General features: G+C 36.6%; 15 protein-coding genes and 1 rRNA gene. 11 read left to right on the top strand and 5 right to left on the bottom strand.

Going from position 1 to position 22,652, the window contains the following annotated elements; genetic code table 11:
* Positions 1–264: 264 nt before the first annotated feature.
* Both rrf and rluF read left to right on the top strand, forming a co-directional pair.
* Positions 265–379: ribosomal RNA gene (gene rrf, locus B0X80_RS19565) — 5S ribosomal RNA — on the top strand.
* 207 nt (positions 380–586) lie between these two features.
* Complete coding sequence (rluF, locus tag B0X80_RS19560) at positions 587–1,444, top strand: 23S rRNA pseudouridine(2604) synthase RluF (protein WP_245825506.1); 858 nt, start codon at positions 587–589, stop codon at positions 1,442–1,444.
* A gap of 26 nt (positions 1,445–1,470) precedes the next feature.
* Here rluF and B0X80_RS19555 read toward each other — a convergent pair whose 3' ends face one another.
* From B0X80_RS19555 to uvrA, 4 genes are all read right to left on the bottom strand, one after another.
* A complete protein-coding gene (locus B0X80_RS19555; protein ID WP_077343418.1) occupies positions 1,471–3,348 on the bottom strand; it encodes a propionyl-CoA synthetase in 1,878 nt (625 codons plus the stop codon).
* Between the two features lie 129 nt (positions 3,349–3,477).
* Positions 3,478–4,365 (bottom strand): spermidine synthase, encoded by an 888-nt coding sequence (locus B0X80_RS19550; protein WP_077343416.1) that lies wholly within the window; start codon positions 4,363–4,365, stop codon positions 3,478–3,480.
* A gap of 23 nt (positions 4,366–4,388) precedes the next feature.
* Positions 4,389–5,024 carry a fused MFS/spermidine synthase gene (locus B0X80_RS19545; RefSeq protein WP_077343413.1) on the bottom strand — a complete coding sequence of 212 codons (636 nt, stop codon included), beginning with the start codon at positions 5,022–5,024 and terminating at the stop codon, positions 4,389–4,391.
* A gap of 229 nt (positions 5,025–5,253) precedes the next feature.
* The gene (uvrA, locus tag B0X80_RS19540) at positions 5,254–8,082 is read right to left on the bottom strand and encodes an excinuclease ABC subunit UvrA (RefSeq protein ID WP_077343408.1); all 2,829 of its coding nucleotides are present in this window, start codon (positions 8,080–8,082) and stop codon (positions 5,254–5,256) included.
* A 143-nt stretch (positions 8,083–8,225) separates the two neighbouring features.
* Here uvrA and B0X80_RS19535 point away from each other — a divergent pair, with 143 nt between their 5' ends.
* Positions 8,226–9,599, top strand: a complete 1,374-nt coding sequence (locus B0X80_RS19535) for an MFS transporter (RefSeq protein WP_077343405.1) — start codon at positions 8,226–8,228, stop codon at positions 9,597–9,599.
* A 2-nt stretch (positions 9,600–9,601) separates the two neighbouring features.
* On the opposite strand, the gene B0X80_RS19530 is transcribed toward B0X80_RS19535, so the two are convergent.
* On the bottom strand, positions 9,602–10,093 hold the full coding sequence (locus tag B0X80_RS19530) for a hypothetical protein (protein WP_077343403.1): 492 nt from the start codon (positions 10,091–10,093) through the stop codon (positions 9,602–9,604).
* 260 nt (positions 10,094–10,353) lie between these two features.
* Between B0X80_RS19530 and B0X80_RS19525 the strand changes: the two genes are divergently transcribed.
* The 8 genes from B0X80_RS19525 to B0X80_RS19490 all read left to right on the top strand — a co-directional run bounded on the left by B0X80_RS19525 (position 10,354) and on the right by B0X80_RS19490 (position 22,647).
* Positions 10,354–12,384: an NADPH-dependent 2,4-dienoyl-CoA reductase gene (locus tag B0X80_RS19525; RefSeq protein ID WP_077343401.1), complete on the top strand. Its 2,031-nt coding sequence runs from the start codon at positions 10,354–10,356 to the stop codon at positions 12,382–12,384.
* 107 nt (positions 12,385–12,491) lie between these two features.
* Positions 12,492–13,802 (top strand): CDP-diacylglycerol--serine O-phosphatidyltransferase, encoded by a 1,311-nt coding sequence (gene pssA, locus B0X80_RS19520; RefSeq protein ID WP_077343399.1) that lies wholly within the window; start codon positions 12,492–12,494, stop codon positions 13,800–13,802.
* 71 nt (positions 13,803–13,873) lie between these two features.
* Positions 13,874–14,269 carry an acyl-CoA thioesterase gene (locus B0X80_RS19515; protein ID WP_077343397.1) on the top strand — a complete coding sequence of 132 codons (396 nt, stop codon included), beginning with the start codon at positions 13,874–13,876 and terminating at the stop codon, positions 14,267–14,269.
* Between the two features lie 424 nt (positions 14,270–14,693).
* On the top strand, positions 14,694–16,589 hold the full coding sequence (locus B0X80_RS19510) for a CRTAC1 family protein (RefSeq protein WP_077343395.1): 1,896 nt from the start codon (positions 14,694–14,696) through the stop codon (positions 16,587–16,589).
* A gap of 370 nt (positions 16,590–16,959) precedes the next feature.
* On the top strand, positions 16,960–17,646 hold the full coding sequence (gene ssb, locus B0X80_RS19505; RefSeq protein ID WP_077343393.1) for a single-stranded DNA-binding protein: 687 nt from the start codon (positions 16,960–16,962) through the stop codon (positions 17,644–17,646).
* Positions 17,647–17,975: 329 nt separating this feature from the next.
* Complete coding sequence (locus tag B0X80_RS19500) at positions 17,976–19,055, top strand: site-specific integrase (protein ID WP_217697173.1); 1,080 nt, start codon at positions 17,976–17,978, stop codon at positions 19,053–19,055.
* Positions 19,052–20,635: a site-specific integrase gene (locus B0X80_RS19495; RefSeq protein WP_245825505.1), complete on the top strand. Its 1,584-nt coding sequence runs from the start codon at positions 19,052–19,054 to the stop codon at positions 20,633–20,635. Before B0X80_RS19500 ends, B0X80_RS19495 begins: the two co-directional genes overlap by 4 nt.
* Positions 20,635–22,647: an integrase gene (locus B0X80_RS19490; RefSeq protein ID WP_077343388.1), complete on the top strand. Its 2,013-nt coding sequence runs from the start codon at positions 20,635–20,637 to the stop codon at positions 22,645–22,647. The genes B0X80_RS19495 and B0X80_RS19490 overlap by 1 nt, the downstream gene beginning before the upstream one ends.
* Positions 22,648–22,652: the final 5 nt, after the last annotated feature.

Raw genomic sequence — 22,652 nt, 5'->3', positions numbered from 1 at the left:
TACAACGTTGATAGGTCAGGTGTGTAAGGGTTGTGAGGCCTTGAGCTAACTGATACTAATTGCCCGTGAGGCTTAACCATACAACACCTAAATAGTTTTGAACTATGAAGTTATTGTGCGAAGACTGACAAAATGAATAAATCATCACGTACATATCGTGTTGAATAAGAGATTAAAAAGGTATTTACGTCGCCTCCGCCACCCATGGCTCTGGTCGACATTAGTGCATCCATGCACGTCAGCTTTCAAGATTGACCTTTTTTGTCTAGCGACAATAGCGATGTAGACCCACCTGATCCCATTCCGAACTCAGAAGTGAAATGCATTAGCGCCGATGGTAGTGTGGGAGTTCCCATGTGAGAGTAGGACATTGCTAGGCTTCTCATTCAAAGAAAAGGCTATCCTAACGGATAGCCTTTTTTTGTGGGAAAAATACATTACATAGTTAACCGGGTAACAATGTAATGTATTTTAGTCCTCTTATTTAGAACTCTATCACCTATAGTCCTAACTCATGTATAATGCATTTTTGATTTTTCTTAAAGGTTTGTTTGTGTCTGAAGATCTAAAGCGCCTCAATAAATATATTAGTGATTCTGGTTTTTGTTCAAGACGAGAAGCCGATAAACTGATTGAGAAAGGTCGTGTAACGATCAATGGAAAAATACCTGAATTAGGTACTAAGGTTGCTTATAGTGACGAGGTTCGTGTTAATGGGCATATCGTTAAACAAGTCGCTAAAAATAAATCTGACCGTATTTATATTGCTTATAACAAACCTGTTGGTATTACTTGTACTACTGAATCACATGTTCGTGGCAACATTATTGATGCTATTGGTCATCAAAAAAGAATTTTTCCGATTGGGCGTTTAGATAAACCTTCTGAGGGCTTGATATTTCTGACAAGCGATGGCGATATAGTTAACAAAATTTTAAGAGCAGAAAATGCTCACGACAAAGAATATATTGTGAGTGTTGATAAACCTATCAGTGAGAGGTTTATTGAACGAATGTCTAAAGGTGTTCCTATACTGGGTACTATAACTAAACCTTGTGTTGTTACTGTAGTGAGTAAATATGTATTTAAGATAATACTAACTCAAGGTTTAAACAGACAAATACGTCGCATGTGTGAATATTTAGATTACGAAGTTCAAACTCTTAAGCGTTCTCGTATTATGAGTGTTGAATTGGGAAATTTGAAAACAGGCGAGTGGCGTTACTTATCATCTGAAGAGATGAATGAGATAAATTTAGCAGTGGCTGGATCATCGAAAACGGCTTTAGACACTGCAGCTCCTAAATCTGATTTGAAAGTTGAAGCCGACGATGAAACCAAAATAATGACTAAAGTAGATACCAAAGCACTAAAATTTACTTCTAAGAAATCAGCTTCTTCTAAAAAGTCTCAAACGCGTATTAAGTTATCCTTAAAAAAATAACCTGACGTCCTCTGTCATGATTATATTTATGCTGCGCTTAATAACAATTGTAACTCTTCTAGGACATTAGGATCATCGATGGTTGAAGGGGTTTGATATTCTTCGCCATCGACAATTTGTCTTATGGTTTTTCTTAATATTTTCCCCGATCTTGTTTTAGGTAACCGTTCCACTATATACACTGCTTTTAGGCTTGCGATAGGCCCAATTTGCTCTCGTATTGCTAGTTTTAGCTCTACTTCTAGATCAGCGCTAGATAAACTAATATTATTTTTAACTACCACTAATGCAGTAGGAATTTGACCTTTTATAGGACAATGGCCTCCAATAACTGCACATTCTGCAATAGCAAAATGATTTGAGATGACTTCTTCCATCTCTCCAGTCGACATTCTATGACCTGCAACGTTAATAATGTCGTCTGTACGACCCATAATGTACAAATAATTTTCGCTATCTATATAACCACTATCGCCTGTAACATAATAACCAGGGAAAGCCTTTAGATAGCCATCTTTAAATCTATCTGCATTTTTCCAAATAGTTGATAAGCAGCCTGGAGGTAAAGGTAACTTTATCGCTATATTTCCTTCTTCACCTTTTGCTAGTTCATTACCTGAACTATCAACTACTTTTATATTATACCCAGGAGTTGCTAATCCAGCTGACCCAGCTTTAGTTGTTTTTTGTTCTATACCATAAGGAATAGAGGCGATTGCCCATCCTGTTTCGGTTTGCCACCAATGGTCAATTACAGGTAGTTTAGTTTTATCTTGTAACCATTCGTAAGTGGCGGGGTCTAAACGTTCTCCAGCTAGATATAATCGTTCTAATTTAGATAAATCATATTGGTGAATAAGGTCAGCATTGGGATCTTCTTTACATATTGCTCTGAAAGCCGTTGGAGCGCTAAATAATGCTTTTACCTTATATTCTTCGCAAACTCGCCAGAATGTTCCTGCATCAGGAGTGAATACTGGTTTACCTTCAAAAAGAATCGTTGTACAGCCCGCTATTAATGGTGCGTAGATGATATACGAATGTCCAACAACCCAGCCTACATCTGAAGCCGCCCAAAATACTTCGCCTGGGTCGATATCATAGATCGCTTTCATACTGTATTTCATTGCTACGGCATGAGAGCCATTATCACGGACAACACCTTTAGGTTTACCTGTTGTTCCTGATGTATAGAGAATATAAAGAGGATCAGTGGCATTTACTGCTATCGGAGCTGCTTCAACAGCATTTTCCATTAACTTAGCCCATGAGTAGTCTCTGCCAGCAAGTAATTTAGCCTCGATTAAATCCCGTTGAAAAATGATACAAGAAGTGGGTTTGAATTCTGCCAAGGCAATGGCTTTATCGATCATCGGCTTATAAGGAATAACTTTGGTTATTTCAACGCCACAGCTGGCAGAAATAATAACTTTAGGTTGCGCATCATCTATCCTGATGGCTAATTCATGTGGAGCAAAGCCACCAAACACAACCGAATGAATGGCGCCTATTCTTGCACATGCTAACATAGCTATGGCTGCTTGAGGGATCATGGGCATGTAAATTAAAACACGGTCTCCTTTTTTTATATCTTTTTTTCGTAGTACCGATGCAAATTTAGCGACTTCGTGTTTTAGCTCATTATAGGTAAATTGTTGTTTGGTATTGGTAACCGGTGAGTCGTAGATTAAAGCAAGTGTATCTCCATTGCCCTGTTCTATATGATAGTCTAAAGCGAGGTATGAGGTGTTAAGTTGGCCATCTTCAAACCATTGATAATTGTCTTCATTATTGTTTGACAATATTGTTTTTGGTTTTTTTATCCACTGAATATTGTCAGCTTGTTTTTCCCAAAAAGCAGTCGGCTCATTACGGGATAAATTATATTCGTTTTGATAGCTCATGGTTCTTACCTTGTTGGATAGATAATAACCAGTTTAAAACGTGAATGGTAAATTTTCTATTAGACCTTCGGCTAATGAAGGCCTAATATTTATTTTTTGATCTTTGATTAAATGAATATGAAATTTTGTTTATAAATTAAGTAAGTTAGCAGGAGAATATTGATCTGTTAGTACTTTAGTATCTTCAGGCCAATCAATATTGTCTTTAGTAGATATCATATTACTTCTTATTTCTCTAATATCTATATCAAAGGGTTTGAGTAATGGATAGAGTTTTTCTACTCTAGCTTTTATAACTTCATCACTTGGTTGTTCGGTATAGCCAGCCAGTATTATTCTATTACTGTTCTTTTTATTACTTACATTAATAAAGTCGCCAAATACATCGTAGTAAGTCGCAGATTCGTGAAAATATAATTTACTAATGGAGAAGGTATTGGCTGAAATTATTCCGTTAGGGGATAAGATATTTTTTGTTTCTTCAAAAAACTCCTTTGTTAACAAATGTTCAGGAATATAGTCACCATTAAAAGCATCTAAAATTATCCAATCGTATTTTTGTTTTTTTAATTTTGCTCGTTTGATAAATATACGCCCATCTTGAGTCGTTGCTGTTATTTTATCGTTTTCAAAAAAGCTGAAATATTCTCTAGCAACATTAGTTACAGCGGGATCTATTTCAATATTATCAATATAAGCATCGGGATAAAGTTGATGTATGGTATTAGAAAGTGTTCCGCCACCTAGGCCAATAATTAATACTTTTTTAGGATCATCTATCATCAATAAACTTGAAAAAACGAGTTTGGCATAGTTAAAAACGAGCTTTTGTGGATCATCTTTAAATATACAACTTTGATTAGTTTTACTACTTTTAGTATTGAATTTTAAACAGCGTTTATTTCCGTTTTCATCAACAATGATATTACGATATAGCGATCGTTCACTATGAATGACTTTTGAAAAACTCGTAAAGGATAATAATACTAATACGATAAGGCTTAAATATTTGAACATAGTATTCTCTATTTTATGTTTTATTAAATAACAGATGATGAAACTTTCATATGATTTTTAAAAGCACTTTTATGTAGAGCTATAGCTAACAAGCCCAATAAACCTAAGGTTAAACTAAAGCCTAAAATAATGTCGTTTACATTAAAGGCGAGTACCATATAAAAGGAAGTTATAATCGTGCCTAATGCGCTGCCAAGTGTGCTCACAAAATATAAAATACCAGCAACCTGTCCACTTTTTTCACTATCAGTTACTAGCAATCTCACGGAATAAGGAGAAATCATTCCAAGAATTATTGTAGGAATAAAAAATAATACCATTGAAGCGAGTAATGAGCCGTATCGACTATCCTCAACGTGAGTGAATATAAACTCCATAATTTCTTGGGAGAAAAAAACGATAGGAAGAACTGTGATACTCGCGAAAAGGAAAATTAATCCATAACGTGTTAAGGACGCATTTTTTGTAGAAAGCTTACCGCCAATTAAATAGCCGAATGATAAACTCAACATAAATACGGTAATAATACTCCCCCAAATATGAACGCTACTACCAAAGAATGGCGCTAGAATTCTTCCGCCTAACAGTTCAATTCCCATAATGCTAAAACCACTAGAAAAAGCTAAAAAATAGATCAGGGCGTTTGTTTTTGAAGTCATATAATTATTATTTCTTTAGATCGCTGTGAAGGTTGTTCTTATCTTAACTGGATGGTTTTGAGTTAGCTATAGTGATTCAACTCAATTAGCTGAAATTTGTATAAAGGCTTGAAGGTTTTGAACGATCCACTAAATATTTTTAAATGAAGTGAGATGTAAAAAGCCTATTATTTATATCGATTAAGAAAAAATAATAGGCTTTAAAATTCATTAATTACAGCGAGTTAACTTATTGCTTAAGTAAGGTTTTAAGAAATCCTGCAGTATGAGATGTTTTGTGCTCGGCGACTTCTTCAGGCGTACCACACACTAAAATTTCACCACCGCCTGAACCACCTTCAGGACCTAAATCGATAACCCAATCTGCTGTTTTCACAACATCTAAATTATGTTCAATAACAACAATAGTATTACCTTGATCACGTAGGCGATGGATAACTTGTAGTAATTGCTTAATATCGTGGAAATGCAGGCCAGTTGTTGGTTCATCTAATATATAAAGGGTTTTACCTGTATCACGCTTGGATAATTCTTTAGCGAGCTTAACGCGTTGCGCTTCACCACCTGAAAGTGTAGTGGCAGATTGCCCTAGTTTTATATAACTTAAACCCACATCAAGTAAGGTTTTTAATTTACGCTTAACAGCGGGTATCGCATTAAAAAACTCAAAAGCATCTTCGATAGTCATATCCAATACTTCATGAATATTCTTACCTTTGTATTTTACTTCTAAAGTTTCACGGTTATAGCGCTGACTTTTACAATCGTCACAAGGTACGTAAACATCAGGAAGAAAATGCATTTCTACTTTGATTAGCCCGTCACCTTGACAAGCTTCACAACGGCCACCTTTAACATTAAAGCTGAATCGTCCTGGCTTATAACCACGAGATCTTGCTTCTTGTGTAGCAGCAAAGATGTCTCTGACTGCTGTAAATATTCCTGTATAAGTAGCAGGGTTTGAACGCGGTGTTCTACCTATTGGACTTTGATCTATATCGATAACTTTATCGAGCAAGTCTAAACCAATAATTTCTTTATACGGAGAAGGTTCTTGAGTGGTTGCGCCGTTTAATTCAATGTGAGCAAGTTTATACAAGGTATCATTAATTAACGTTGATTTACCTGAGCCAGAAACACCTGTTACACAAGTCATCAAGCCGTTTGGAATGGTTAAATCTACATTCTTTAAGTTGTTACCTGTTGCACCTATTAATTTAACTACATTGTCTTTATCAAAAGGTACGCGTTGTTTAGGTATTTCAATACGTTCTCTGCCAGATAAGTATTTACCAGTAAGTGAGTCTTCACACGCTAATATATCGTCTACCGTACCTTCTGCAATTATTTGACCACCGTGAACACCAGCACCGGGGCCAATATCAATAACGTGATCGGCTTCTCGAATGGCGTCTTCGTCATGCTCAACCACGATCACCGTATTACCGAGATCTCTAAGATGAATTAAAGTTTTTAGTAGTCGTTCGTTATCGCGTTGATGTAAACCAATTGATGGCTCATCAAGTACATACATAACACCCACTAAGCCAGCGCCAATTTGACTTGCTAAGCGAATACGCTGAGCTTCACCACCTGATAAAGTGCCTGCTGCACGTGAAAGGTTAAGGTAATTCAAACCAACGTTAACTAAAAAGCCTAGACGGTCGATAATTTCTTTAAGAATTTTTTCAGCAATTTGGCCTTTTTGACCAGGTAAATTTAACTCTTGAAAAAAGGTTAATGCGTCAGCAATTGCGTATTCAGCGACTTCTGGTAGAGCGGTTTCATTAATAAAAACATTACGTGCTTCTAATCGTAGTCTACTCCCGTTACAGTCAGGACAATGTTGGCTATTTAAATATTTAGCTAACTCATCACGCACGGCATTCGATTCAGTTTCACGATAGCGTCGGTCCATGTTATTTAAAATACCCTCGAACGGGTGATTTCGGATAACAATATCGCCACGGTCGTTCATGTATTTAAATTCTATTTCTTGTTTGCCACTTCCACGTAAAATTATTTCTTGATGCTTTTTATCTAATTCATTAAATGGTTTGTCTAAAGCAAAATCAAAATGATCTGCTAATGCTTGTAGCATTTGAAAATAATAAAAATTACGTTTGTCCCAACCGCGAATAGCACCGCCAGCAAGACTTAACTCTGGGTTAGCAATAACACGATTTTCATCGAAAAATTGTTGATTGCCTAAACCATCACAGGTTTGACAAGCTCCTGCAGGATTGTTGAAAGAGAATAGTCTTGGCTCAAGCTCTTGCATACTGTAACCACAATGTGGGCAAGCAAAGTTAGCTGAAAACAACAATTCTTCTTTATTAGGTTCATCCATAAAAGCAACTTTTGCTGTACCAGAGGTTAACGCTAGTGCCGTTTCAAAAGATTCAGATAAACGTAGTTGAATGTCTTCTCTTACTTTTAAGCGGTCCACCACAACTTCAATAGTATGCTTTTTATGCAACTCTAATGTTGGTGGATCAGATAAGTCGTATACTTCACCATCGATGCGAGCACGGATGTAACCTTGGGCCGCTAAATTATCGAGTAATTTAAGGTGTTCACCTTTGCGACCTTGCAATACCGGCGCTAATACCATGACCTTTGTACCTTCTTCTAAAGAAAGTACTTTATCTACCATTTGTGAAACGGTTTGAGCGGCAAGTGGTTCATTGTGTGTAGGACAACGAGGCTCACCAACGCGGGCATACAATAAACGTAAGTAATCGTATATTTCAGTAATAGTTCCAACGGTTGATCGTGGGTTATGAGATGTTGATTTTTGCTCAATGGAAATCGCTGGAGATAATCCTTCTATATGATCAACATCAGGCTTTTCCATTAAAGATAAAAATTGGCGCGCATAAGCCGATAAAGACTCTACATATCTACGTTGACCTTCGGCATATAAAGTATCAAACGCTAATGATGATTTTCCTGAGCCTGAGAGGCCGGTAATAACAACGAGCTTTTCGCGAGGAATATCTAAACTAATATTTTTTAGATTATGGGTACGAGCCCCTCTAACTTCTATATTTCTCATAACGGTTCCGTATGGATTTGTAACCAACAATTATCGCACAAAAACTACCCTAAGATCACATTAAATATGATTTTGTTCATTGTGGAGTCGTGATACTATAACGCTCTTAATTAGCGTAGATAAAATAGACATAAGAAGTGTAAATGAGTGCCACAGGTTTAAATAATACTGAAAAAAAAGCAGCGTTTTCATTAGCCACAGTATTTGGGCTACGTATGCTTGGTTTGTTTATGATATTACCTGTATTTGCTATTTATGGTCAGCAACTCGCAGGTTATAGCCCAATTTGGATAGGTTTGGCGATTGGTGCTTATGGACTTACACAAGCCATGTTACAAATTCCGATGGGAATTTTGTCTGATAAATATGGCCGTAAACCCATTATATTAGCTGGTTTGGTTGTGTTTCTTATGGGTAGTATTGTTGCGGCCATGTCTGACACGATTTATGGTGTGGTTTTTGGTCGAGCTTTACAGGGAACAGGAGCAATAGCCAGCGCTATTTTAGCATTAGCTGCCGATATTACTCGTGAAGAGCAGCGTCCTAAGGTTATGGCAACGATAGGTATGTTTATTGGTTTGTCTTTCACTGCAGCAATGATTTTAGGGCCAATAGTGGCGCAATCATTTGGTTTGAGTGGTTTGTTCTGGTTAACGGCAATTTTAACCGTATTTGCCATGGCAATGATCCAATTTATGGTGCCTCATACGGTAAATAAAGCACCTAAAGGAGATAATATAGCGTTACCTGAGCAAATTTTAACATTAATAAAGCATCCTCAACTTAGCCGTTTAAATGCCGGTATATTTATTCTTCATATGGCATTAACGGCTTGTTTTATTACTTTACCTAAACAATTTGTTGCCAGCGGTTTAGCGTTAGAGCAGCATTGGAAATTATACTTACCCGCTTTATTAGGATCATTTTTCTTAATGGTGCCTTTTATGATTTTTGCTATGAAAAAGCAAAAAGAAAAACAAATGTTTACGAGTGCTGTGCTGCTACTAGCCTTGTCTTTACTGCTGTTATGGTATTTACCTCTTGGTTTTTGGTCGTTAGTTATTTTAGTGGTGATGTTTTTCACCGCTTTTAATTACTTAGAAGCAACAATGCCCTCAATGCTTTCTCGTCTAGCGCCTGCTGGAGTGAAAGGTAGTGTGATGGGAATTTATTCAAGTAGCCAATTTTTAGGTGCTTTTGCTGGTGGTGTTTTTGGTGGCGTAATTGCTAGCAAATTTGGCGAGCAATCTATTTTCTTAGTGATGTCTATTTTGTGTTTATTATGGTGTGTTGTAACGTTAGGAATGAAGCCTCTTAAAAAATCGAAAAGCTTTAGTTTTACTACTTCGCTGCAAAGTGAAGAACAAGCCGATGAAGTTGCAGAGCACTTAATTAATATGCCGGGTGTATTAGAAGCGACTTTAGTGTACCAAGAATCGGTAGCATATTTAAAAATTGATGAAAAGCTTGCCGATATTTTAAGTATTAAAGCTTTGCTGAATCCCCAACAAAACTAAAGTTAAATAATTGAGTGAATGTAATCTATATTTTCAGTTGTTGTTAGCCCGTTAATTAATAAAGATACCTCATCATCAACTTCTTTATTAATTAACGCTTGTCCCATTGGGGAATGAGGCGTGATCACAGTAATATTATTCTCTTCAAGTACACATCTAAAACCGCCTGCTGCAGGCGCAATAAAAAGCCAGTTATTGTTTGTTATCCCTTTTTCTAGTTGAACCAAAGAACCTATAACAATCGTAGGTGAACTTTTTAACTCCCGAGCGTGAAATTGTTCAAATAGCGCAATAGAGTTTTTAATTTCATCTACACGTTTAGATTGACCTTCAGCTAAATAACCCGCTTCGATCGCGACAGTATCATATTGTGTTTCAGCAATGGATTGATCATCTATTGCTGCCAAATGGGCATTGTTAGCCGCTAGTTCAGTTGTTTTTAGCTCTGTAGATAAATGTTGTAATACGTGTTGGATAATATTTTTTTTATTCATTGAGGCATTTTAGTGTTGGTCGTTTTCTTTTGCTAATTTTATCACACCATCCCTTAACTATACCCTATAACAATAATGTTCTCTGAAAGTTTGTTGACCGGCCTTCGTGCCGCTTTGCATATTATGTGATTAATGGTTATACCTTATTATGTGTAAATAAAACTTGAGTTTTACCTTAACAAGCTCTAATTTATGTCAACTGGTTGGACCATTGTGGTTTTTTGTACACTCACTCTTATTATAAGAAATAGCGAATTATTATGAATCAATCTTCTCCTTATAAACATTTACTCACACCTTTAGATTTAGGTTTTACGACTTTAGCTAATAGAGTGCTAATGGGCTCTATGCATACAGGCCTCGAAGAAGAAAAAGATGGCTTTGATAAACTCGCAGCATTTTATGAAGCACGAGCTAAAGGTGGTGTTGGTTTAATTGTTACGGGAGGTATAAGTCCGAATATAAGAGGGCGACTTGCTCCGCTAGGCAGTGAGTTAAGTAAGTTTTGGCACGTAAATAAACATAAAAAAATCACATCAGCAGTACATAAATACGATACAAAAATATGTGTTCAGTTATTACATGCTGGTAGATATGCTTATCATCCATTTAGTGTTTCATCGAGTAAAGTCAAATCTGCGATTAATCCGTTTACACCGTCGGCCATGTCAGTTCGACAAATAAAAAACACAATTAAAGATTTTGCTCATTCAACAAAGCTTGCTCAAAAGGCGGGTTATGATGGTGTGGAAATTATGGGATCTGAAGGTTATTTAATTAACCAGTTTTCATGCATACGAGTAAATAAACGTACCGATGAATGGGGTGGTAGCATTGAAAATAGAATGCGATTTGCTGTAGAAACAGTAAAAGCCGTTCGCGAAAAAGTAGGTAAAGCGTTCATTATTATTTTCCGTTTGTCGATGCTTGATTTAGTTGAAGGCGGTAATAGCTGGGAAGATGTTGTTACTATGGCTAAAGCCATTGAAGCCGCAGGTGCGACCTTAATTAATACCGGTATTGGCTGGCACGAAGCACGTGTACCTACTATTGCCACATCTGTACCACGAGCCGCATTTACGTGGATAACTCAACGCATGAAACAAGAGATAACTATTCCTCTTATTACTACTAATCGAATAAACACCCCTGAAGTTGCTGAAGATGTATTAGCTAATGGTCATGCTGATATGGTGTCAATGGCGAGACCTTTCTTAGCAGATCCTGAATTTGTACAAAAAGCGGCTGCGAACCAAAGTAATCAAATTAATACCTGTATTGGTTGTAACCAAGCTTGTTTAGATCATGTTTTTAAGCAGAAAAGAGCGTCGTGTTTAGTTAATCCTGTTGCTTGTTATGAAACTGAATTACATTTTAATAAAGTGGTTAAACCTAAAAATATTGCTGTCGTGGGCGCAGGTCCAGCAGGACTCGCTTTTAGTGTGTATACCGCTCAACGTGGTCATAACGTAACCTTGTTTGATAAAGCGAGTGAAATTGGTGGACAATTTAACTTTGCTAAACAAGTACCGGGTAAAGAAGAGTTTTACGAAACATTAAGATATTTTAACGAACAACTTAAAAAGAATGAGATAACCGTAAAATTATCAACAGAAGTTAGTGCACAAGCTTTGTTAGATGAGGGTTTTGATGACGTAGTACTCGCTACAGGTATTATTCCTAGAAAGCTCGATCTTAAAGGTTTTGAACACCCTAAAGTTAAAAGCTATTTAAATGTATTAAGAGACAAAGAGGTTATCGGGAATAAAGTCGCTATTATCGGGGCGGGTGGTATAGGGTTTGATGTCGCGTGTTATTTAGCAGAAGAAAAATCGTTAACAAACGATGCTGATGCTTGGATGAAAAACTGGGGGGTTGATAAAAGCTATCAAGGAGCAGGGGCGCTACTTCCTAAAGCAGAAGCACATAAAAGTGAACGTGAAATTTATCTTTTACAACGTAAGGAAACTAAAGTTGGCGCTGGATTAGGCAAAACAACGGGTTGGATACATAGAGCCACATTACAAAAAAATAATGTACATATGATCCCTGGTGTTACCTATAAAGAAGTAAACGATAAAGGTTTGTTGATCAGCGTTAATGGTGAAGAAAAATTACTAGAAGTTGACCACGTTATTATTTGTGCTGGGCAGCAACCCGAACGAGCTTTATATCAAACCCTTGTTGATGCACAAGCAAGTGTACACTTAATTGGTGGGGCTAATGTTGCAGCAGAACTTGATGCCAAAAGGGCCATTAGGCAAGCAGCAGAGTTAGCGTCATTAATTTAATTACTCGATAAGTTTTATTTAAAGTGCTGTCTTTTAGTCATTTAGAATTAAATTACGTTATAATAACTCTTACGCCGTTATTTAGTTCTAAATGTATAAGGTAGTTAATGGAATTATTGTCGTCAATTGACAACTCAAATGTAGATATTCAAGCTTTTTTCTCAGCTAAACAATACAAGCAAGCATTACTTGATTTAATTACCCAGGCTAAGCGTCGAATTTATATCACCGCTCTCTATTTACAAGATGATGAAGCCGGAAGAGAAGTACTTCATGCGCTTTATAAAGCTAAGTCTGTTAACCCTAAATTAGAGATAAAACTCTTTGTTGATTTTCATCGTGCTCAGCGTGGCTTAATTGGTGAAAAAGCCTGTTTGGGTAACCGCAGCCTTTATTTAAAGCTTGCAGAACAATACATAAATACTATCGATATTTATGGAGTACCAGTAAAAAGTAAAGAATTATTAGGCGTGCTGCATTTAAAAGGCATGGTGTTTGACGATGCTGTTTTTTATACCGGTGCGAGTATTAATAATATTTATTTTAATCAACAAGAAAAATACAGACTCGATCGGTATTATCTTATCAACGCTAAACCGCTGGCGAACAGTTTTTGCGATTATTTAGATTTTACCTTTATTGAATCTGAATTATGTCCATTACTTAATCGTGGTGAAATTACAACGTATAGTAAGAAGAATGTTGCTAAATTAAAAACGCTTATCAAACGATCTTCTTACCGTTTATCTCAGTGTAAAACTCGCCAAAACGTAATTATTAAACCCTTAGTTGCTTGTGGCCCCTTACGAAATGGATTAAATCGAAAAATCAGAAGAATGATCCAAAAAAGTCAGTCATCGTTACTTATTTTTACGCCTTATTTTAATTTACCTAAACCACTCAAAAAAGACATTATTAAGGCATTAAAAAGAGGTGTGAAAATCACCCTAGTTATTGGTGACAAAACAGCGAATGATTTTTATATTCCAGAAGAAAAAAACTTCACGACTATTGGCATCGTGCCATATTTATACGAAATGTTGTTACTGAGATTTGTTAAACGCTGGCAAAAATTTATCGATGCTGACCTACTTATTGTAAGACTATGGAAACATGAGAGTAATAGTTTTCATTTAAAAGGCATAGTATCTGACGAGCGTTATCATTTACTCACTGGCAATAATTTAAATCCTAGAGCCTGGTCGTTAGATTTAGAAAATGGCTTGTTTTTAGATGATGAAAATAAAACATTAATGCCGGATCTTAAAAAAGAAACAAAACTCATTTTTGAGCACACGCAAATACTCAATCACTACAGTGAATTAGACCAAATAGCTGATTACGCAGAAAAACCTAAAAAATTAATTAAAAAAATTCGTCTCACGCAAATAGATCGTTTATTAAAGAAATTCTTATAATTAATTTTCACTTGTAAAATTAATTTTATGACGTTAACGTAAACGTTAATTGTATTTTGAGATGATAAATTATGTTTAGCCAAACTTTTTCTCCGAGGTTTACCGATACTGATGCATTAGGACATATCAACAATACCAATGTACCCATTTGGTTTGAAGGTGCTAGAGACCCCGTTTTTAAATTGTTCATTCCAGATCTAGACCCCAAAAAATGGAACTTAATTTTAGCTAAAATTGATGTGACTTTTCATGCCCAAATGCACTATGGCAGTGAGATGGAAATAAAAACGTATATTGGCCGTATAGGAAGCTCTTCTTTTAATATTTACCAAGAGCTGTGGCAAAATGATGCAAAATGCGCGTCAGGCACCGCAGTAATGGTACATTTTTGTTACGACAAGCAAAAACCTCAACAAATCCCCCAACAACTTATTACTGAAATGGAACCTCACTTATTTATGAGTTGAGCCAATCAAATATGGGGTAGTTTACGTCTTAATTTTTCATTATTAATGTTACCCCAAAATCACCGCAATATGCTTGTTTCAGAGAGACTAAGCAAATCATGAGCATCGTTCCATCTGAGTAATACTAAAGCATTCATAAATTGTAAATTACACAGGTTCATCAATTTCAGACTGAGTCTAAGCATCTACTTCCTATATGCCATAGCTCTATAAAATATAAAGTGGCTGATAGTATGTTATTTAAATGAGTAATAACGTAACTCTCTTGATTATAAAATTTTTATAAACATAATATGTATATAAAGTTAAAATGTTTTGTTACATAGTTTTTTTATATGAAAATCTTTGTCGATTATAATGTTCGGTAAAAATGTATCTGAAAGAATCAGCAGACTCTAAATATAATAATGAAATGGAAAGTAAAATGATTAGAAAAGTTTTTAAGCTATCAGTAATATCAAGCATGGTTGTTGGTTTTTTGACTGCTTGTCAATTAACGTCGTCTACTAAATCTGACGTACCGCTATCTGAACCAATGTTTAAAGAAGCTACTACTGACTTTCCTCGTGCCGAAAAGAATTTAAGACAATGGGATACACCTGTTGTAGCTGATCTTGATCAAGATGGTTACCCTGATTTATTAATGAATGACCACGGTTTTTCATTACGTGTGATGTGGAACAATAAAGGTAAATACAGTAAACCTTATGATTTAATTATGGGAGATATGCACGGCGTATCTGTTGCTGATTTTGATAAAGACGGCAATCAAGAAATTATTATTTCTCGTGGCGGTGGTTCCGGTAGTAATGCTCGAAATTCAATCATATATCGTGTTGATAAAAAACGTAACTTTACAGTGGTGCCAGATTTCAAAGAACCTTTAGCTTTTATGCGTGGACGTACCGTTAAATTTACCGATGCAGACAATGATGGCGATTTAGATTTACTTAATTTTGCTTTTCCATCAAATGAAATGATAAAGAAAAGTCAGAGTGAAAACTATATTTACGAAAATAATGGTAAAGAACTTACGCTAAACAATGTACTTCCTGCTTTTGTTAAAGCCGACGGCCAAAAAACATTATTAACAGACTTTAATGGCGACAATGTAATTGATTTATTGGTGTATGGTCATGATTATGTTCGAGCTTTTCAAGGGGAAGGCGACTTAACGTTCAAACAAGTTACCGATAACGTATTGCCTACTAAATATCGTCATGTTAACGGCATTGCTGAAATTGATTATGATAACGATGGCGATTTTGACATTGTGATGACACGTGGGTATGAATTTGTTGCTGGCGAAACCTTTTTTAATGAGCAAACTAAAACGCTTGGTTTTTACGCTAAACGGGGTAAGTTTACTTTCGATGGTTTAAAAGTTGGCGATGTCATGAACATTGAAAATCTACAATCGCAATGGCCTAACAAAGCACTTTATTTAGGCGAGTCTGCCTACGAATATATGTATCCGGGCGAAACTCATTCAGGACGTGATGTACGTTTAGTTAATAGTGATACACTGGGGTTTCCAGATACCACCGAAAAAAAAGGTACATATTTAGGTTACGTGGGTAATCAAGAATGGCGTTTAGTGGTTAATATGTTTTCTCCATCTTCAGGTGTTTTACATGGTGTTGAATCATATCCTGCTTACGATCATAAACCTGCTTTAAGCGATATTTTATTAGAAAACATTAATGGTAAGTATGTTGATGTAAGTGTTAAAGCAGGGTTTATCGCTGCTGAAAACAACATGGCTATTGCTATTGCCGATGTTGACAATAATGGCTTTCAAGATGTTGTTATTGCTAAACGCGGTAATATAGTGACTAAAAACGAATCTGTTGTGTATCTTAATACAGGTAAAAAAACCTTTGAAGAAAACGTTATTACTGGCTTAATTTCAACAGAGCTAGGGGCTCGTGGTATGGGGATTGAACCTGTTGACTATAACAAAGATGGTCGTGTTGATTTTGTACAAGGCAACGAACGCGGTAAATGGCATTTATTTAAAAATACTTTTGATACTGCCGCAAAAAATAACTTTGTCACCGTTAACGTTGGTACATTGGCGCAAGATAAAGTAAGTGCTTTAGGTGCGCTTGTTAATATTGAAGCCTGTGGGAATAGCCAAGTTAAGCGAGTAGGTTCGTCTGGTGCAACGTATTCATTAAGCTTTGATCAAAACGTGCACTTTGGATTAGGGCAATGCCAAGAAGTTAGTAAAGTTACTGTAACATGGTCGAATAACGTAACACAGCAAGCTAAGGCTGTTAAAGCTAACACAATACTCAATATTGGTCAGTTTAATTAAACGTATTCTTGAATGAGTCAATGTAGCTACTTACGATATTTATTTTGGGTAGTCACATTGGCTTAATTTAACACTATGCTTTTTTATAAGGGAGCGACCATTATTACAAAGCATTACCTTGAATTGATATCGCTCAAGTGCTCTGAAATATTCATATTAATTGATAACGGGTATATATAATTAGGTTACATATATTGATAGAGAATAATAAGCGATACTTTCCTTAAAAAAATATTCTTTAAAATCTCAGTATTATTTTATATTCGTGGTAAAATAATTTCCCATTTTTAAACATTGGTGATTCCTTAAACTATAACGTTGAATAGGATATCATCAGTGACAATTATTACTGCAGATATAGGATTTACACATGGCCAGTCGCGGAGTTAACAAAGTTATTATTCTTGGAAATTTAGGCCAAGATCCTGAAGTTCGTTTTTTACCTAATGGTAGTGCTGTTGCTAATATAACAATAGCAACATCTGAAAGTTGGAAAGATAAGCAAACAGGTGAACCAAAAGAAAAAACGGAATGGCATAGTGTATCTTTATTTGGAAAGTTAGCTGAAGTTGCTGGCGAATACCTGAAAAAAGGTTCTAAAGTTTATATTGAAGGCCAATTACAAACACGTAAATGGCAAAATCAACAAGGCCAAGATCAATACAAAACAGAAGTTGTTGTACAGGGGTTTAACGGTGTAATGCAAATGTTAGATTCACGTGGACAGGGCGGTGGAGCTTCTCAAGGCGGTTTCCAACAACAAGCGCCATCAGCACAGCAAGGTGGCTTCCAGCAACAACAAGCACCAGCAGCACCACAAGGTGGCTTTCAGCAACAACAAGCACCAGCAGCACCACAAGGTGGTTACCAGCAACAACAAGCACCAGCACAGCAAGGTGGTTTTCAACAGCAACAAGCACCAGCACAGCAAGGTGGTTTCCAACAGCAACAAGCACCAGCACAGCAAGGTGGTTTTCAACAGCAGAATCATCAGTCAGCGCCTAAGGTAAACCCTCAAGAACCGACGATTGATTTTGACGATGATATTCCGTTCTAAATGATATAAAGTTATTAGTGTAAAGTTAATCCAAATTTACAATTAGCTTTAGTACTTATAAAACAAAGAAATCGATTAAAAAGAAAGCCTCTTTTAAATGTTAAGTTTAGAGAGGCTTTTTTATTATTCAATAAAAAGTAAATTTAAAAAATCGTATAATAAATATATTGTAAAGTTATCCGTTTTCTACTACCTTTAGTTTAAAGTTAGGAGAGATTATGAAAGTAGAAACTATTACACATGAATCAGGGGATTTACTCCCATTGCTACTTGATAGTAACGACATGCCCATTCCTGCTCCTAATGAATTTATTATAAGTCGTCGGTCATTGAGCCCAAACACGCTTGTTCGTAATCTTCGAGAGTTATCTGTCCTTTACCTTTGGCTTGAAAGTGAGAATATTGATTTAGAGTTACGTATTACAAGTAAGAAATTTTTTAATGAAGCTGAGATTAAAGGTGGATTGGTTGAGTATTTAAAGCGGGATCATGAAAAACGTAGAAAGGTAAAAAAAATAGTTGTTACACCAAATACCTTCAATCAAAGGTTAACAACAGTAAGGCAATTCCTGTCTTGGTATATTGATGTGGTTATGGGAGCAATTCCTTTTTCATCTAGTTCATACGAACAAACCCTTGCTAATAAGCAAATATTACTAGAATTCTTAGAGACTTCATTCACAAATGCTCCTCCAACTAATAGATCACAAAGCAAAGGTTTAGATGGTAGAGAAATTGATTTCTTACTAACGATATTGAACCCAGATAATAAACAAGCATTTGGCAGAGATCCTGCCGTGAAATATCGTAATTATATACTTACGTCGATAATGCTCTATTACGGTTTAAGGCCCGGTGAGTTACTTAGCTTAAGAGTTGAGGATATTACTATTGGAGCTATATCATCTATTCGAGTGGAGCGAAGACAGCCAGATCCGCAGGATACGAGAAAGCCAAGACCACAAATAAAACGTAATGGGCGTATTCTACCAATTGAAGACCCTAACTTCGCTAAAAGCATAGATATTTATATAACTGAATGGAGAGATGTACTGGAAGAAAAGTCGGAACAAGAATCTGATTATCTAATATTAAGCGATGATGGAGAGCCTTTATCTCAATCATCTATTACTCAGTTTTTTCAATTATTACGTAAGAAATATTCAAATGATCTTCCTTCTCATTTAACGGCAAAGGCTTTAAGGCATAGCTTTTCGTCACAAATGGAAAGAACTCTTCGCTCTTCTGGTATGGATGAAGATAAACGAAAGCAAGCATTGGCGTATCTTCGGGGCGATAGTAGTTTATCGTCACAGGATGTCTACATTGCTCAAGAAGTTGAAGAACAGGCTAAAGTAGCCTTACAAAAATATCAACGAGATTTAATAATGGAGGACATACCTTGGTGAGAAAGTTAAATATTCAAGAGCTTATAAGCTCTCAGGGTTGGCAAGGAATCTCTTCAACTATATTAACTCGGGAAGGGTTATCATTAAATTCATCAACGGATGTATGGAATTTACCTTATTCTGTAAGGGGTAACTCGACTCTCGATTTTTCAAAGATAGTGCTCGATGGAGTTCGCTGGGGTCTTAAATTCTACATTAAAGACCGTATTGAGCGAGTTTCAACTCATGCTGGTTATGCTGCTTTTCAGGATGTATGGAGAGAGTTTCTTCGTCATGATGCTTTACTGCTTCAATCAGCAGAAAACACCTTACAAGATAGGCTAATATCTTTAATAGAGTCATCTATTTCGAGTGCAAGAAGAAAGCACCGTCTTTGGGCGCTTTATAGGCCAATACAATGGTATATTTATTGCGCGGAGAATTATCCAGAGCTTGGCTTTAGCCCTGCTTATGCATTAGAGCTTGAGGGCATGAGTATTCCCGGTAATCCAAAAGGTGAAGCGGTTAGAATGGAAGATCCTGATAAAGGGCCACTCCATCGTTCACTCGAATTGCCTCTTCTTATAGCTGCACTGAAAAATGATACAAGCCAAGAGTTAGAGCACTTGCAACAAAAAGTAGCGGTTGCATTATCAATAGCCTTTGGTCGAAACCCTGCAAATCTCACGTATTTACGTGAAGAAGACTTTATTGATTTAACTCCTGAATCGAATGAGCGCTGCTTCATCTTGAAAATGCCAAGAATCAAAAAAAGGCAACTAAGTCCACGAGACGATTTCCAAGATGAGTACCTTGAGCCTTTGTACGGTAAATACATAACGGAATTAATCCAAAAGAACTCCTCAATTAACGTAGTGTTGAGAGTCAACGGCAAGGCTATTTCAAACCCTAGACCACTGTTTTTGAATCAAAAAGGTAACAGTGTAGCTTTAGCGTCCCAAGACTTTGAGAATGCGTATAATGTTACTAGCGCTGCTATAACAGCTTTATTGAAGGGTTTTGTTACAAGGCATAAAATTATATCTCCCATTACAAAAAGCCTGTTACAAATAAATACTCGACGATTGAGGTATACACTAGCCGTAGGGTTAGCCTCAGAAGGCATTACCAAAAAAGAGCTAGCTAGAATATTAGATCATACGGATACCCAACACGTTCTCGTTTATTTTGAAATGGCGGGAAAGATTGTGGAACATTTAGATAAAGCCGCAGCGAAAGGGCTATCACGTTATTTGCAGTTTTTTAAAGGGCGAGTGATAGATAGTGATGAAGAGGCTGTTAATGGCAACCGTGTTGATAAGCACATTGCTTTCGTTGATGAAGAAAACCCCGAAGAACAAGCTGAAATTGGCGTTTGTGGCGAAGGTAAGCTATGTCATTTGGACCCTCCATATTCATGTTATTTATGCCCTAAATTTCAACCATATCGACATGCTGACCATGAATATGTACTCGAATGCTTACTGCAAAACAGAGAAAAAAGGCTCGAAAAGTATGAGAGTTCACGCTTAGGGGTCCAGTTAGATGACGTAATTACCGCAGTCGCTCAAGTAACTGAGTTATGTTCGGAGGCGCAGTAATGGCTGATGGACGCTCAAAAAGAAAAAATAAAGTAATTGCTTTCATTGACCGCCTTGGACAAGACCGCAATGAAAACTTCAATACATTAATATTAAAAGCAAAAATGTTGGAGTTAGAGGGGTTTGATGCAATAACTTGGAAGGATGACACTTGGAAAATAACAGCTGGAAGACTGACTAAGCTAACAGGAAAAAATACTAAATCATCATCATTTAATTTTATATATTCACCAGCATTAGGCGGACGCACTATCACTGGTAAATGGGCTGATCTAGCAAAAGCGTTGTTTATCTTGAGGTTTCATCGCAAACACCAATCAGCACCAAATCAAAGAAACTTTATAACTGCTTTAGGTTATATATCTAACTCGGCTAATTCGCTAAATCAAGATCTTCAAACATTAACTCCTGAATCGCTTGATCTCGCTTGTAAAGACATCTCCATGCATTACAGTGATGGGGTTGCATACAATCTTCACAAAGCCGTAGCCGAAATTGCAGGTCATTGTGATGCTAATGGATTGTGTAGAGTAACCTTTAAATATAAATACTCTAAGATGAAACGTCCTGAAAGTACTGGAGGAGTAGGTCATAAAAGACTCGATGATCCTAAAACAGTAGAGACAAAAAGTGATAAATTAATAGAGCCTGCTGTATTTAAAGTTTTAGGGGAGCTGTACCAAAAGGTTCCAAAGGAACATAAATATCGATTCTACATATTACTTCTGACGCTCCTAGCTTGTTTAGGAAGGCGCTTTAGTGAAATTGCGCTTCTACCGCATCAAAAAGTTAAAACGGATTCTGACGGTCGAGAGTACATTGAATATTTCCCAAGAAAGATATCGCAAGGTGACGTTTTTACGCCTAGGCGTAAGCTATATATGCCAAGTGACGTGCTACCTATAGTAAGGGAAGTCATGGATGAATTGGATAAGCTCTGCTTTGCTGCTCGTGATACTGCTGCTGAGATACTTCGAATTAACGGAGCAGACATTAGATTTTTAAGTAAACTTTGTGAAGATCAAAAATTATATAAAGCGGATCTCAAAGCCTTGGGCATATCACCCACAGTAATAGATGTTAATGGATGGATAAGAGAAAATGGTTTGGCTGCCAAAGACACGCAGAAACTGACAAGCGATGGAAAAGTTGCATCCCGGCAGCCCTTTTATACATTTAAACAAGGAATAAAAAAGTATTGCGAAAAAGATTATGCAAGCGAGCTGATAGCACCAATTCATATAGATCAAAATGGCACTGAGTATTTTCTTAAAGACTTAATGCTCGTAAGGCATCAGGGGCTTTCTAGCGGAAGCTATTCTCATTGGTTAGCGACGCAATGTACTCATTCAATGTTGACTACTTTTTTGCGCTACTTTCCTAAATTAGCAGAAGAGTATGCGTCATCAAGTATAGAAGTCGATTTCACCAGCCACCATTTTAGACATACATTAAATACCCTTCTGGATGAAGGCGGTTTAAGCGACCTATTTCAAACTGAATGGTTTGGCCGTTCAAACCCTAAAGATACAAAAGCTTACCAACATACTAGCCGTGAAAAACGTGCATTAATGTTAAGAGAAGATATAAAGAAAGGCCGTGTAGGTGGAAAGCTTGTTGAGCAAATTATGGCTATTCCTGTGACCATTCAAGATGCGGTTCTCAAAGCTCGTATTCAAGCTGTTCATGATGTTGGCACTGGTATATGTGTTCATAACTTCTCTCAGACGCCATGTGAGCGTCATTTACAATGCTCGGCAGATTGTGGCGACTATGTATGGGCAAAAGATGATAAAGGCAGGTTAGAAGAGCAGAAAAGACAGTTTGCATTGACAAGCTTAGCTAGGGAAACAGCAGAACAGCGCTTAAATACTAAAAAGCCTAAAAAAAGCAGTGATTGGCTTTCGCACAACGATAAGAAAATTAAAACGCTGAAAGCCCAACTTAATGATAATGGGGTGGTTAATTTTGATCCTAAAGAATACCTTGAGGAGTTAGCAGGTGAAAAGTAAGCGGT

Origin of the sequence: Pseudocolwellia agarivorans (assembly GCF_002000085.1) — a bacterium.
In the GTDB taxonomy this organism is placed as follows: domain Bacteria; phylum Pseudomonadota; class Gammaproteobacteria; order Enterobacterales; family Alteromonadaceae; genus Pseudocolwellia; species Pseudocolwellia agarivorans.
The sequence above is the reverse complement of the archived record's forward strand: the minus strand, read 5'-3'. Positions and strand labels throughout refer to the sequence as shown.

Bases quoted from the DNA above. Each gene is read 5' to 3' on its own strand.
- B0X80_RS19555 (WP_077343418.1), bottom strand. From the start codon at position 3,348: ATGAGCTATCAAAACGAATATAATTTATCCCGTAATGAGCCGACTGCT.
- B0X80_RS19550 (WP_077343416.1), bottom strand. From the start codon at position 4,365: ATGTTCAAATATTTAAGCCTTATCGTATTAGTATTATTATCCTTTACG.
- B0X80_RS19545 (WP_077343413.1), bottom strand. From the start codon at position 5,024: ATGACTTCAAAAACAAACGCCCTGATCTATTTTTTAGCTTTTTCTAGT.
- uvrA (WP_077343408.1), bottom strand. From the start codon at position 8,082: ATGAGAAATATAGAAGTTAGAGGGGCTCGTACCCATAATCTAAAAAAT.
- B0X80_RS19535 (WP_077343405.1), top strand. From the start codon at position 8,226: ATGAGTGCCACAGGTTTAAATAATACTGAAAAAAAAGCAGCGTTTTCA.
- B0X80_RS19530 (WP_077343403.1), bottom strand. From the start codon at position 10,093: ATGAATAAAAAAAATATTATCCAACACGTATTACAACATTTATCTACA.
- B0X80_RS19525 (WP_077343401.1), top strand. From the start codon at position 10,354: ATGAATCAATCTTCTCCTTATAAACATTTACTCACACCTTTAGATTTA.
- pssA (WP_077343399.1), top strand. From the start codon at position 12,492: ATGGAATTATTGTCGTCAATTGACAACTCAAATGTAGATATTCAAGCT.
- B0X80_RS19515 (WP_077343397.1), top strand. From the start codon at position 13,874: ATGTTTAGCCAAACTTTTTCTCCGAGGTTTACCGATACTGATGCATTA.
- B0X80_RS19510 (WP_077343395.1), top strand. From the start codon at position 14,694: ATGATTAGAAAAGTTTTTAAGCTATCAGTAATATCAAGCATGGTTGTT.
- ssb (WP_077343393.1), top strand. From the start codon at position 16,960: ATGGCCAGTCGCGGAGTTAACAAAGTTATTATTCTTGGAAATTTAGGC.
- B0X80_RS19490 (WP_077343388.1), top strand. From the start codon at position 20,635: ATGGCTGATGGACGCTCAAAAAGAAAAAATAAAGTAATTGCTTTCATT.